The sequence below is a fragment of the Streptomyces sp. SAI-127 genome (assembly GCF_029894425.1).
Taxonomy (GTDB): Bacteria; Actinomycetota; Actinomycetes; order Streptomycetales; family Streptomycetaceae; genus Streptomyces.
Map to the genome: position 1 here is coordinate 9844546 of NZ_JARXYJ010000001.1, position 13058 is coordinate 9857603.

Genomic DNA, 13058 nt, shown 5'->3' on the forward strand with positions numbered 1-13058 from the left:
GTCAGAGCGGGATGTTGCCGTGCCGGCGCTCCGGCATCGGGGAGCGCTTGCCGCGCAGCGCGCGCAGGGCACGGCAGATGTGGTCACGGGTGTCGCGCGGGGCGATCACGGCGTCGACGTAGCCGCGCTCGGCGGCGAGATAGGGCGTCCCGTGCGTGCTCTCGTACGCGTCCACGAGCTGGGCCCGCAGCGCCTCGGGATCCTCGGCGGCGGCGAGTTCACGCCGGTGCAGGACGCCCACCGCGCCCTCGGCGCCCATCACCGCGATCCGTGCGGTGGGCCAGGCGAGGTTGATGTCGGCGCCCAGGTGCTTGGAGCCCATCACCGCGTACCCGCCGCCGTACGCCTTGCGCACCACCACCGTCACCTTCGGCACGGTCGCCTCGGCGTAGGCGTACAGCAGTTTGGCGCCGCGCCGGATGATCCCGGCCTGCTCCTGCCGGACCCCGGAGAGGTAGCCCGGCACATCGGCGAAGGTCAGCAGCGGAATGCCGAACGCGTCACAGAACCGTACGAAACGCGCCGCCTTCTCGGAGGCGTCGATGTCCAGCACGCCCGCCGCGTGCGACGGCTGGTTGGCGACGACGCCGACGGGAGCCCCGTCGACGAGGGCCAGCGCACAGATGATGTTCGGCGCGAACAGCTCCTGGACCTCCAGGAGTTCACCGTCGTCGACGACCGCCCGCAGGATGTCCCGCATGTCGTACGCCTGCCCGAGCCGGTCCGGCACGATCTCGTCGAGCGGCACGTCGGCGGGCGGTGGCAAGGGAGCGTACTGCGGCGGCCGCTCCAGGTTGTTGGCGGGCAGGTACGACAGCAGTTCCCGTACGGTGTCCAGGGCCTCCGCCTCGTCGGCGGCGAGGAAGTGGGCGTTGCCGTTGAGGGAGTTGCTGGTGCGGGCGCCGCCCAGCTCCTCGGCGCTGGTGCGCTCCCCGGTGACCGCCTCGATGACGTCGGGACCGGTGACGAACATGTGCGAGGCGCCGTCCACCATCACGGTGAAGTCGGTGATGGCGGGGGAGTAGGCGGCCCCGCCGGCACACGGGCCCAGGACGACGGAGATCTGCGGGATCACCCCGGACGCCTGGACGTTGCGGCGCACCAGCTCGGCGTAGAGGGCGAGCGAGACGACGCCCTCCTGGATGCGGGCGCCGCCACCGTCGTTGAGCCCGATGACCGGGCATCCCGTCCGGAGGGCGAGATCCATGAGGGCCACGGTCTTCTCGCCGAAGGCCTCGCCCATGCTGCCGCCGAAGACCGTGGAGTCCTGGGCGAACACGCAGACGGGACGGCCGTCGATCGTGCCGCACCCGGTGATCACCCCGTCCCCGTAGGGACGACGGGCACCGTCCCCGGTGGGCCGGGACCGTACGAACAGACCGGTCTCGGTGAACGAGCCGGGGTCCAGCAGCAGGTCGATCCGCTCCCGGGCACCGAACTTGCCGCGCCTTCTCGGCCCGTTCCCCGCCACGGCCTGCGCCCGGCGGGCCTCGAGCGCGAGGACGCGGTCGGCGGTGCGGTCCGGCAGACGTGTCGTCGTCACCTCTAGTGTCACAGCCACCTCCGAAGTGGCCTTCGAATATGGCAGCGCCTCCGCGGCGGGCCGAGCCCAACGTCGTTCTGTTTGCGCGAGGTGAGTCCCGCGGGGCCGGCCTTAGTCCGTGAGTGACAAGGGCCTGTGCGCGATGTGGAGCGCCCCTGTGCACTGCATTTGAGACAACCTGGCCGGAGGGAAGGTGCAGACCTATTCCGGAGGTCGGCCTTTTCGCAGGCTGTGGGACGGCGAGTGCGAGTACCGAAGCACGTGAATGAGTCAGTTCTCCGATTCGGTTCGACCGGCCGGTTGATAGTTCAACGGGGGCGCTGCAACAATCCCGGTCCTGGCCTCGTCGCCACCCCCGACTCCCCGGCCGACCGCCCTACCGGGCTTGTCGTCAAGCGCGAATTCGAATGACGTGAATTCCAGATTCACGAACCCCCCACAAGTCCGCACGAGCTTGACTCCGGCGTGCCTTTGATGCCACGACCGGCGCGGAGTAAAGAAGGTGCATGTGTCACGGCACTCCACGGGGCTCGGCGGGCCGCCGCCCCCCTACGAAACGGGCCCCGAACCGGCGGACCGCCAATCGGTGTCCCGCGAGCCCGCGTATCAGGCGCTGCGCCGCGGCCACCGCCGCTTCGGTGTCCGGGCCACGGCCGTCGCCGTCGGCGGCTTCCTGCTCTACGTCCTGCTGTCCAGCTTCGTGCCCGGTCTGATGAACACCTCCGTGAGCGGCCATCTCACGGTCGGACTGGCGCTGGGTCTCGGGCAGTTCGTGCTGATGGGCGTGATCGTGTGGCGCTACCTCGTCCACATGCGCACCCGGGTCACCCCGGTGGTCCGCGGTCTGCGCGGGCTGGTCCGCCACCAAGAGACAGCGGAACGCGAACGCGCCGCCTTCGAGGCACGCACGGCCCCCCGCGGTGAGGAGTACCGCCCATGGTGAGGCTCGGCGCCGCCGTCGTGGACCGCCTCAGTCTGCAGCTGACGCTCGTGCTCTTCCTGTCCGTGGTCGTGGTGACCCTGTTCACCGCGTTGCTCACCGCACCCCAACGCGACGAGATCGGCGAGTTCTACCTCGGCAACCGCGCCATGTCCCCGCTGCGCAACGGACTGGCGATGTGCGGCGACTACCTGTCGGCCGCGACCCTCCTGGGCAGCACCGGCCTGGTCGCCCTGACCGGCTACGACGGACTGCTCTACCTGTGCGGCACCGCGGTCGCCTGGATGATGGTCCTGCTGCTGATCGCCGAACCCCTGCGCAACACCGGCAAGTTCACCCTCGGTGACACCCTGGCCGTACGGCTGACGCGAATGCAGCGGCCGGTCCGCCTCGCCCTGGCCCTGTGCACGCTGGCCGTCACCACCCTCTACCTCGTCGCTCAACTCGTCGGCAGTGTCGCGCTGTTGACCCAGTTCACCGGCGAACCCAGCGCCGCCACCCGCACCCTGTGCGTCATCGTCATCGGCACCGTGGTCATCGTCTACGCCGCCATCGGAGGCATGCCCGGCGCCACCTTCATCCAGGTCGTCAAGGCGGTCATGCTCATCTGCGGCGTCACCGTGGCCGGCGTGATGGTGCTCCACCGCTTCGACTGGAACTTCGAGAACCTGCTCGCCGCCGCCGCGGACAACAGCGGGCAGGGCGCGCGGTTCCTGGAGCCCGGGCTGCGTTACGGAGCCAGCGCCACCAGCAAACTCGACTTCTTCAGCCTGCAGTTGGCCATTGTGCTCGGGCTCGCCGCTCTCCCGCACGTGATGATGCGCCTGCTCGCCCCGAAGTCGGTCGACGTCCTGCGCACCTCGGTGGTGTGGGCCATGGGCCTGGTCAGCCTCGTCTGCCTGGCGGCCGGCATCCTCGGCCTCGGCGCCACCGCGGTCCTGGGCAGCGACACCATCGCGGAGAACGACCGCACGGGGAACGCGGCCGTGCTGCTGCTGGCGCACGAACTGGGCGGCGCCATCCTGACGGCCCTGCTGTCCTGTCTCGCCTTCGTCACCCTCCTCGCGGTCGCCGCGGGGCTCACCCTGGCCGCCGCCTCCTCGCTCGCCCACGACCTCTACGGTGAGGTGATCCGCAAGGGCAGGGCGACGGAGACGGAAGAGCTGGCCGTGGCCCGGCTCGCTGCGGCCGTCATCGGCATCCTCGGCATGTCGCTCGCCCTGATCTCCTGGGGCGCCAACTCCGCGACCCTCGCCTTCCTCGCTTTCGCGATCGCCGCCTCCGCCATCCTCCCGACCCTCGTGTACAGCCTCTTCTGGCGGCGGTTCACCGCTCAGGGCGCCCTCCTCAGCCTCTGCGGGGGCCTGCTCTCCTCGGTCCTCCTCGTCGTCTTCTCCCCGGTCGTCTCCTCCGCCCCCGCCTCGCTCTACCCGGACGCCGATTTCGCCTGGTTTCCCTTGCAGAATCCCGGAATCGTCTCCATTCCGGCCGGCTTTCTCCTCGGCTGGCTGGGCTCGATACTCAGCCCTCCGGAGACGAAGGAGACATATGAGGACTTCGAAGTGCGCAGCCTCGTAGGGGTCGACTAGCCGATTTCCTGCCGCCTTCCGGGAATCGTGTGACGAATGCGTGGATATTTCGTCGACGGCAGATCATGGCTTGCGGCAACAACTCCCGTGCAGTAATTAGGTGATGCATGAACTTGTTCAACCGTGGCACCCCGTTCCGTCGCGCGGACCGCACGGAACGCGCCGCCGGCGCCCAGCCCCCCACCGGGTCGTCGGCCACTGCCACAGCCGTCCTTCCTGATCCTGGACTGGCGGCCCTGACCGGGGAATGGGCCATCGACCCCGCACACAGCAGGATCGGCTTCTCCGTACGCCACGCCATGGTGACCACCGTGCGCGGGGCGTTCCTGGAGTACCAGAGCCGCCTCTACTTCGACGGCCGCGACCCGTCCCGCTCGAAGGCGGAGATCGTCATCTCCACCGGGAGCGTCGACACCGGCGTGGAACAGCGCGACGGCCACCTCGTGGGCCGCGACTTCCTGGACGCCGCGACCTATCCGCGCATGCGGTTCGTGAGCACCGGCGTGGAAGCCGTCGGCCCCGACGTGTACCGGATGAGCGGTGACCTCACCATCAAGGCGACCACCCGCCCCGTCGTCCTGGAACTCACCTACATAGGCCATGTCACCGACCCGTTCGGCTACCAACGGGCCGGCTTCGACGGCACCACCACCATCAACCGCTCCGAATGGGGCCTGACCTACAGCACCAGGCTCGCCGAGGGCGGCGCCATGGTCAGCGAGAAAGTACGCCTTCAGTTCGACATCGCCGCGATCCGCACGCCTCCGGCCGGCTGATCGGTCCCTACCGCGAGGAGCGGGCCACGAACTCGTCCGAGTTCGTGGCCCGCTCCGGTGTTCCAGGGGCCGATCAGCGCCCGCGCACCAGCCCCGCGAGGTAGCGCCACAGCGACGAACGCGGCCGTACGGCGTCGTCGGCCGGAGCCGATCCGACCGGCGCGGGAAGGGCAGGGGGAGGGGGCACCGGCAGGGCCGGCGCGTCCGAGAGGGTGTAACGCACCGGGAGTGACCGCAGACCACGCATGAACGGCGAGGACCGCCAGGGCAGTTGGTCGACGGGCAGGGACAACTCCAGCCCGGACAGCCGCTCGAAGAGCCTGCTCACCCCGATCGCCGCCGCGCCACCGGCCAGTTCCCGGGCCGGACACTGCCGTGGGCCCGCGCCCCAGGACAGATGTGCCCGCGTGCTGATGGTCGACTCGGGGCAGACCTTGCCCGCGAAGGCCGGGTCCGCGTGCGCGGCACCGACCGACACCCACACCGGATCGCCCGCCGCGATGGTGTACTCGCCGAGCCGCATGTCGGTCAGCGGGAACCGCGGCACGAAGTTGATCAGCGGGGGCTTCTGCATCACCACCCGGTTCATGGTCTCCCTGATCAGCCCGGCCGACAGACTGGCGCTCGCGGGGAGGCTCCCGGTGATGACCTCGACGACCGTGTTGGAGATCAGGATGCCGACATGGTCCGAGGTCATCCCGAGCAGCATCATCAGCTCGCGCGACAACTCCTCGACGCTCAGCCCGGGATGGGAGGCGAGCAGATAGGAGGGGAAGTCGTCGCCGGGTTCCTTCATCTTCGACGCGCCCAGCTCCGACAGGGTCGCCAGCAGCCGCTCCAGCGCGGGTCCCGCGTCCGGCCCGGCGTCCAGCACCCGCCACATGTCCATCAGCGCGTCGTCGTGCTGCGAGCCGGGGAAGCCGAGCAGGTGACTCGCCACCATCAACGGCAACGGCCGCGCGAACTGTGCCGACAGATCGGCCCACCCCGTGCGCCCGCCCTGCGAGAACAGCGTGATCAGCTCGTCGGCGTCACGGGTGATCTTCGCCTTGAGCCGCTTGGCCACCGGATGCCGGGGATCCTGGAAGGGCCGGAGCGCGGTGTCCCAGGCCACCCGAAGGCCACGGTAGCCCTCACCGCCCTGGATCAGCACGTGGTTGACGTCCAGCGACGGCGCGAGCGGCCAGTCCGCGGGCAGCCGCCCTTCCCGCCGTGCCCGCCAGTTCTCCAGCCCCTTCGGCCAGTCGTGGTCGTCACGGAGAACCTGGAAGGCCTCCTCGTAGCCCAGCACGAGCCAGACGGGCACCCCCAGCAGGTCGACCGGCGCGACCGGGCCGTGCGCCCGGCGCAGACGCTCGTACACGATCGCCGGATCCCGTTCGTAGTCGCGGGTCATGAGCGGTTCGAGACTCATCGACTCCAGCGACCCGTGACCGGCTGCCGATCCGCTGTTCAGTTGGACCCCCATGGCTTCCTTCCCTCGGTCAGGCGCTACGCCAGAGTAATGTGACCCGCTGCGCTGCCCTCATGGCGGGGGGTGATTATCGCCCCGGCGCACCGGGGAGCCGGAGGAACGACGAACGGCACCGCCCGGCGGCGGTGCCGTTCCTGGTCCAAGTCGTCCCCTACGGGGTCCACTTGATGTTCGGGTTCACATTGCCGGTCCAGTTGAAGACCGCCATGTTGTCCCAGCCGTTGCCGCTGTTGTTGATGTCGGCCGGGTCCCAGCCGTTGCCCTTCACCGCGTACCAGGTGGGCTCCCAGTAGAAGACCCCGATGGCGCCGTTGCTGCGGGCGGCGTTCTGCACGGCGGTGAAGTTGTCCGCCTGCCCCTGCCAGCTGAGCGGATAGCCCGAGCAGCCGGTCGTTATGGAGTTGGCGGTGCTGTCGGCGTTGGCCGAGGTGAACGGGTACGCCGTCTCGGCGATGATGACGTTCTTGCCGTAGCGCGACTTCATGTCGGCCACGACGCTGCCCATGTTGGCGATCGTGCCGTGCCACGGGCAGTAGTAGGACAGCCCGGTGATGTCCCAGTTGACGCCCTTGGCCTTGATGCCGTCGTAGAACCAGCGGGCGTTCGCGTCACTGTCGGCGTCGGCCGTGTGGATGATCACCTGGGTGCCGCTGTTGCACGCCTTGGTCGCGTTGTAGCCCGACTTGAGCAGCAGACTGAGGTTGGTGAAGTCGTTGTTGACGACCTTGCCCTCGTTCCACAGCATGCCGACGTTGATCTCGTTGCCGATCTGCACGCTGTCCGGGGTGGTGCCCTGCGACTTGAGGCTGTTGCAGACGTCGTACGTGTAGTTGTAGACGTCGGTCTGCAGCTGGCTGATGTTGTGGCCGGCCCACGCCGCGGGCTTGTTCTGGTTGCCCGGGTCCGCCCAGGTGTCCGAGTAGTGGAAGTCGACCAGCAGCTTGAGCCCCTTGGCCTTCACCTGCTTCGCGTACGACAGCACCTTGGCCTTGTTGTTGTAGCCGCTCGCGGGGTTGTTCCAGACCCGCAGGCGGACGTAGTTGACGCCGAGGCCCTTGAGGATGTCCAGCGGGTCCTTGGCGGTGCCGCTCGCGTCGTAGTACTTGGCACCGAGGTCGAGGGCGCGCTGGGCGGTCGACACATCGGCACCGAGCATGGTGAGCGAACCGGCGGCAGAGGCGCTGGGCGTGGTGAGCAGGGATGCGGGCAGGGCGAGGGCCACCAGGAGCATGGCGGCTCTCACGAGGCGGCGCGGACCTTTGACGGTCATCCCGACCTCCTTGTCTGACATGACCATGTGGATGAGTTCTGTGAGCGTTCACAGTAGGAGGTGCTGATGGCGCTGTAAATACATGTGTCGGCAGCATTTCTACGAGGTTAGAGCAGTGCTGGACGTGAGGGTGGATTGTGTACGTACACAGTTTCTTGTGGTCGGGTGCAGACGGAACTGGCCGCCGCTCTGGCGTGAGCCAGGCGCAGGTGAGCCGCCGTCAGTCCGGAACCGCCGCCTGGAGCCTGGCCGACGGCGACGCGGTAGCCACGGACTACGGCATCGGTCCGCTGGACCTCCTGGCCGGGCCCACCCGGGCCACGCCCGCTGGGGACGGGGGAGTGGTTGGACGGGCGGTGACGTCTGTTCCGGGCAAACTCCCAACACCGCAGCCAAAAGGCGTCCGCCGGTGCGGACGCCCCTGGAGAAGGTCGCGGTCTGACGCCGCGCGCTGCATGTCAGCCGAGTATCTCGGCCGCCTTGGTCATCGGCCCTCCTGCGTCACCGGTATTGACCGTTCCCGCCGGTTCGAACAACAGGATGGCGGTCTCCTCGTCTGCCCGGGGGCAGTGTTCGACTCCGCGGGGAACCACGAACAACTCGCCGGGTTCCAGCACCACGTCGCCATCCCTGAGCTGGATGGTGAGCCGCCCGCTGATGACCAGGAACAGTTCATCGGTGTCCTCGTGGGTGTGCCAGACGAACTCCCCCTTTAGTTTGGCCAGCTTGACCTCGTAGTCGTTGAGCACAGCCACTTGCTTCTGCGACCACAGCTCGCTGAACTGCGCCAGCTTGTCGGCGAGGTTGACGGGAACAGCGGACTCGGACATCGGGAATCCCTCCTCAAGGGCCGGTCGACCAACCGGTGTCACCAGCCTGTCGCGCCCGGGCTCCGCCAGTCTTGTACGTTCCTGACGTCAGTGCCTGGAGACCGCCGGTCCATGCGCGATCATGGCCGGATGGACGCTCGTTTCCTTGGCATCGCTCAGCTGGTCGACACGCCGTCCGTGGCGGTCGTGGTCGACGTCATGCGTGCTTTCACGGTGGCTGCCTGGGCCTTTGGCCAGGGGGCGGAGAAGATCGTTCTTGCCGAGTCGCTGGACGAGGCCCTGGCACTCAAGGGCCGCCACCCGGACTGGGTGGCGCTCAAGGACGGTCCGCCCGCGCCCGGGTTCGACACCGTCAACTCGCCGGGCCTGCTGCGTTCCCTCGACTTCGGCGGACGGACCGTCGTGCAGAAGACCACGGCCGGGACGGTCGGCGCCCTCGCGGTCAAGGAGGCGTCGCTGGTGCTGTGTGCTGGCTTCGTCGTGGCGGGGGCGACGGCTCGACTCCTGCGGACCCGCAAGTGCGCCGATGTCACGTTCGTGGTGACCGGCGAGGATGGGCACGCCGACGAGGACCTGGCCTGTGCTCAGTACATCGCTCGGAGGGCCACCGGGGCCGGCACGGACGCAGCCGAGTTCCTCCGCCGTGCCGGCGAGTCGCGTGCCGCCGCCGAGCTGGCGGAGGGTGTGCGGCAAGGAGTCCATCCTGATGACGTCGCGCTCTGTCTTGAACTCGACCGGTTCCCTTTTGCCATGGTGGCGACCTTGGAGGACTCGCTCATGGTGCTGCGTCGATGCGCAGTGCCTTCGCCGACCGCCGAGGCTTCGATCTGACGGTGCGGTGGTGTGCATCATGCAGGTGCGGTGCACGGGGCCGGATTGGGCGGCTGTCGGCAGACCCGGGTCGGGTGTGACCGTGCCCGGCCCGCCTCCGTCTACTCCCTCCAGCCCGCTGTCTCCGCGGCGCGTTCCTGCCACTGCCTCACCCCTGGACCGTGCGGATCCCCTCGGTGGCAGAACTGCTCCAGGTCGGCGCACCTGGCCAGCATGGCGGCCTGGCGAACCGGCCACGCGGGCACGGCCCCGCCGTAGGCGTTGAAGAAGTGGTCGAGTTCCTGGTGGTGCTCGGCGTGGTGCATCCGCACGATCCACTCGCACCAGGCCAGATCCTCGACCGCGTCACCGAGGTGGGCGAACTCCCAGTCGACCACGGCAGTGACCTGGAAGGACTCCGGGTCCAGGAGCAGGTTGTTGGGCCCGAAGTCCCCGTGGACGAGCACCTTGCCGGCATCGTGCGCGCCCGCCCCGAGGACGCTCGGCGCGGTCTCATGGATGCGACGCAGGAGCACCCCGCAGGCTTCCAGGACCTGTGCCGCGTGACCCGCCTCCACCAGTTCCTGGCCCGGCGCACCGGCCACGAACCCGAGCGTGAGGACCCCGTCGTCCACGCCACGCACCGGAGGTACCGGCAGCTTCCCCTGCAGCCGGGTCAACAACGCGTACTCCCGCGCACGCCTGATCCCCGCATCGGGCCCTTCGTAGGTCTTCTCCACCACCGATCCGTCGCCGACGGTGCGGTTGGTGTAGCCGTGCTTCAACGGGCGCATCCACCGATCATCGTCCACGGCACCGCACTGCGCTTGCACCAACCCCGACCTCATTCTCCGCGTGAGCCGTGTTGATCTCGGACGCGCGAGCAGGGTCTGGTGCGCGGGGATCGAGCAGGAAGCCATAGGCGCCTCAACGGCGTTACCAACAGGTCGACTTGATTGCAAAAGTTCGAGGGGGCGAGTCTGGAACCCACTCCTTCATGGGCAGGATGATCACCATGGTCAACGCCCCGAGCCCGTTCCACCACCACCTCGTCGAGCAACCGCGCCTGACCGACCTGGCCCTCACTCCCGACGGCACCCGCCTGATCGCGTCCGTCCAGACCCTCGACGACGAGGGCACGCGGTACGTGTCGGAGTTGTGGGAGGTGGATCCGGCGGGCGAGCGCGAGGCCCGTCTCGTGGCCGGATCCGTCCCGGGCGACTCCGCCCCCGCCTTCACTGCCGACGGCAGCCTGTTGTTCCTCTCCGAACGTGACCCGCACGAGCCGCCGGGAGCCGCGCTGTGGGCGCTGTCCGAGAACGGAGAGGCCGAGCGGATCGTCCACCACCCGGGCGGTGTGACCGCGTTCACCGCCGCCCCCGGTGCGCCCACGCTCGCCTGGACAGCCGCTCTTCTGCCGGGTGCTGCGGATGCCGACACCCACGCCGCCCTGCTCCACGAGCGGCATCGGGCACGCGTCACCGCGGTCCTGTACGAGGCGACCCCCACCCGAGCCGGCGGTGTGGACCTCGGCCCCGCCGAACCGCACACCTTCGTCCGTCGTGGCGAGGCCCCGCCGGTCGACGCGGGCGGTCAAGGCCTCGCGGGCGCCGGCGACATGGCCCTCTCCCCGGACGGGTCGGTGGTCGCCTACACACGGGCCCCGACGAGCGCCGCCCCGGACACGAACGTGGTGGTGATCGCCGACGCGGCAACCGGCATGGAGCGTCGTACCTTCTCTCTGCCGGGCCACCAGTACCACCGCCCGGTCTTCACCGCCGACGGCACGCGCCTGATCTGCCAACGCCAGCGGGAGGAGACGTACGACATGGAGTGGCGCGTCACCCTCGTCGCCCTCGACCCCGTATCAGGCGAAGAGACGGACCTCCTGCCGGACTTCGACAACTGGCCCTGGCCCGGACGGGCGATACCCTCTCCGGTCGCCGGGGACGCCACGCTGTGGTTCACCGGCGACGAGCGGGGCCACTGCCCGGTCTTCCGCCGTGACCCGGACGGCACAGTCACCCGCCTCACCGCTTCCGGCGCGTACTCCTCCCTCTGCGTGACGCCTGACGGGTCCCTCCTCTACGCCCTGCGCGGCGCGCTCGACAGTTCGCCCCAGGTAACCCGCCTGGACGCCACCGAGCCAGACCAGCAGCCCACCGTCCTCAAGGCACCGGGCGACCTCGGCCCCCTCCCCGGTTCACTGACCGAGGTGCACACGACCGCGGACGACGGCTTCGCACTCCGCGCCTGGCTGATCCTGCCCGAGGGCGCGGGGCCCGACCACCCGTCACCGCTCCTCGTCGAGGCGCACGGCGGACCCCAGTCGTCCTGGAGCGGCTGGCCCGGGCAGTGGAACCCGTGGCCCTTCGTGGCCCGTGGCTACGCCGTACTCCTGCCCGATCCGGCCCTGTCCACCGGATACGGGCAGCAGATGCAGGCACGCGGACGCGGCCAGTACGGCGGCCGGCCCTACCGCGATGTCATCGCCCTGACCGACGCCGCGCTGGCCCGCGCCGACCTCGACGCGGGCCGAACAGCCCTTGCCGGCTGGTCCTTCGGCGGCTATCTCGCGGGCCGCGCCGCGACCCTGACCGACCGCTTCAGAGCAGTCGTCACACACGCCGGGATGTGGAACATGGAGGTCTTCCAGAGCGACACCGACATGCACACGTACTTCCGCAAAATCTACGGCGACCCGCGCACCCGGCGCGAACGCTACGAGGCCGACTCGCCCCACCTCGACGTGGAGAACCTGACGACACCGATGCTGATCGTGCACGGCGGCAAGGACTACCGGGTCCCGGTGGGCCAGTCCCTGGCACTCCACCACGACCTCCAACGCCAGGGTGTACCCGCCAAGTTCCTGTACTTCCCGGACGAGAGCCACGGCATCGGAGCCCCGAACCACCTGCGCCTCGTGTACGAGACCGCCCTGAACTTCCTCGACCACCATGTCCTCGGCGAGGAGTGGAAGCGGCCGGGGCTCGTGTGACGCCGGTCGATCACGAGGCCGGCTCGGGCGTCAGTGGGTGGGGATGCCCAGATCCGTGGCGACCGAGTCCGCGCGGACGAAGACGGACACCGGGAACTGCTCGTCGCAGTACTTGTTGCCGGACGACACGATTCCCACCACCTTGGCGCCGCTGATCAATGGCCCGCCGGAGTCTCCGGGGCAGATGCTGTCGGTGGTGCCGGGGCGGGGCATGCCACACAGCATCGCGGCGGGGTCGGTCTCGGGCTCGGTGTACGGCTGGCAGTCGGCGACGGGGGAGAGGACGAGCGTGGTCTGCTTGAGCCGGGTTCCGCCGATGCCGGGCCCGGTGCGGCCCCAGCCGAGCGCGGTGGCCTTGCGGCCCTCGGTCACCAGCTTGCCGTCCTTGGGGCCGGCCACCGGGATCGTCCGGTACGGCATCGGCCGGTCCAGGGTGAGGACCGCGGCGTCGTAGGCGTAACCGGGCCCGCCGTAACGCGAGTCCATCCGGGCCGAGGTGACCTCCCGCACCGTGCCGTCGGTGCCGTCCACCCGGGTGCGGCCGCCGATGACCCGCAGCGTGGACACATCACCGGCGCTCTCCACGCAGTGGCCGGCCGTGAGCACCTTCGTGGGCGCGACGAGCGTGCCACCGCAGAACTGCCTGCCGTTGAACTCGATCAACATGGCGTACGGCCGGGCCTTCGTGGTGGCCGGACCGCCGCCCTTGATCGCGGAGGCGGGAGCGGCGGTGGACCAGAGCGCGGCCGCGGCGAGCACGGCGGTGGTGACGACGGCGGTCGTGCGCGTTCCGGGACGGGTGGATCTGGCGGCGCGGATCGGCATTGC

11 protein-coding genes and 1 pseudogene are annotated in these 13058 nt (G+C 69.4%); 6 read left to right on the top strand and 6 right to left on the bottom strand.

Translation table 11 applies throughout. From position 1 onward, the window contains the following. Position 1 precedes the first annotated feature (1 nt). Positions 2-1543 carry an acyl-CoA carboxylase subunit beta gene (locus M2157_RS45095; protein ID WP_280868089.1) on the bottom strand — a complete coding sequence of 514 codons (1542 nt, stop codon included), beginning with the start codon at positions 1541-1543 and terminating at the stop codon, positions 2-4. A gap of 508 nt (positions 1544-2051) precedes the next feature. On the opposite strand from M2157_RS45095, the gene M2157_RS45100 reads away from it, so the two are divergent. From M2157_RS45100 to M2157_RS45110, 3 genes are all read left to right on the top strand, one after another. Then, positions 2052-2486, top strand: coding sequence for a DUF485 domain-containing protein (locus tag M2157_RS45100; protein WP_280868090.1), 435 nt, complete (start codon positions 2052-2054; stop codon positions 2484-2486). Beyond that, positions 2480-4072, top strand: coding sequence for a cation acetate symporter (locus M2157_RS45105; protein ID WP_280868091.1), 1593 nt, complete (start codon positions 2480-2482; stop codon positions 4070-4072). Before M2157_RS45100 ends, M2157_RS45105 begins: the two co-directional genes overlap by 7 nt. Positions 4073-4179: 107 nt before the next feature. Further along, positions 4180-4848: a YceI family protein gene (locus tag M2157_RS45110; RefSeq protein WP_280868092.1), complete on the top strand. Its 669-nt coding sequence runs from the start codon at positions 4180-4182 to the stop codon at positions 4846-4848. A 73-nt stretch (positions 4849-4921) separates the two neighbouring features. Here the strand turns inward: M2157_RS45110 and M2157_RS45115 are convergent, their stop codons facing one another. Both M2157_RS45115 and M2157_RS45120 read right to left on the bottom strand, forming a co-directional pair. After that, positions 4922-6316, bottom strand: a complete 1395-nt coding sequence (locus M2157_RS45115; RefSeq protein WP_280855334.1) for a cytochrome — start codon at positions 6314-6316, stop codon at positions 4922-4924. A gap of 157 nt (positions 6317-6473) precedes the next feature. Then, positions 6474-7592: a glycosyl hydrolase 53 family protein gene (locus M2157_RS45120; RefSeq protein ID WP_280868093.1), complete on the bottom strand. Its 1119-nt coding sequence runs from the start codon at positions 7590-7592 to the stop codon at positions 6474-6476. A 135-nt stretch (positions 7593-7727) separates the two neighbouring features. Between M2157_RS45120 and M2157_RS45125 the strand changes: the two are divergent. Beyond that, positions 7728-7912: pseudogene (locus M2157_RS45125) on the top strand (XRE family transcriptional regulator); the annotation flags it as partial. Positions 7913-8050: 138 nt separating this feature from the next. Here M2157_RS45125 and M2157_RS45130 read toward each other — a convergent pair. Beyond that, on the bottom strand, positions 8051-8422 hold the full coding sequence (locus M2157_RS45130) for a cupin domain-containing protein (RefSeq protein ID WP_280855332.1): 372 nt from the start codon (positions 8420-8422) through the stop codon (positions 8051-8053). A gap of 129 nt (positions 8423-8551) precedes the next feature. Here M2157_RS45130 and M2157_RS45135 point away from each other — a divergent pair, with 129 nt between their 5' ends. Then, on the top strand, positions 8552-9253 hold the full coding sequence (locus tag M2157_RS45135; protein ID WP_280855331.1) for a 2-phosphosulfolactate phosphatase: 702 nt from the start codon (positions 8552-8554) through the stop codon (positions 9251-9253). Positions 9254-9354: 101 nt separating this feature from the next. On the opposite strand, the gene M2157_RS45140 is transcribed toward M2157_RS45135, so the two are convergent. After that, entirely contained in the window at positions 9355-10026 is a 672-nt protein-coding gene (locus M2157_RS45140) for a phosphotransferase (protein ID WP_280855330.1), read from the bottom strand. A gap of 203 nt (positions 10027-10229) precedes the next feature. Between M2157_RS45140 and M2157_RS45145 the strand changes: the two genes are divergently transcribed. Beyond that, positions 10230-12230 carry a prolyl oligopeptidase family serine peptidase gene (locus M2157_RS45145; protein WP_348541823.1) on the top strand — a complete coding sequence of 667 codons (2001 nt, stop codon included), beginning with the start codon at positions 10230-10232 and terminating at the stop codon, positions 12228-12230. Between the two features lie 30 nt (positions 12231-12260). Here M2157_RS45145 and M2157_RS45150 read toward each other — a convergent pair whose 3' ends face one another. Further along, entirely contained in the window at positions 12261-13055 is a 795-nt protein-coding gene (locus M2157_RS45150) for a serine protease (protein WP_280868094.1), read from the bottom strand. Between the last annotated feature and the right edge of the window lie 3 nt (positions 13056-13058).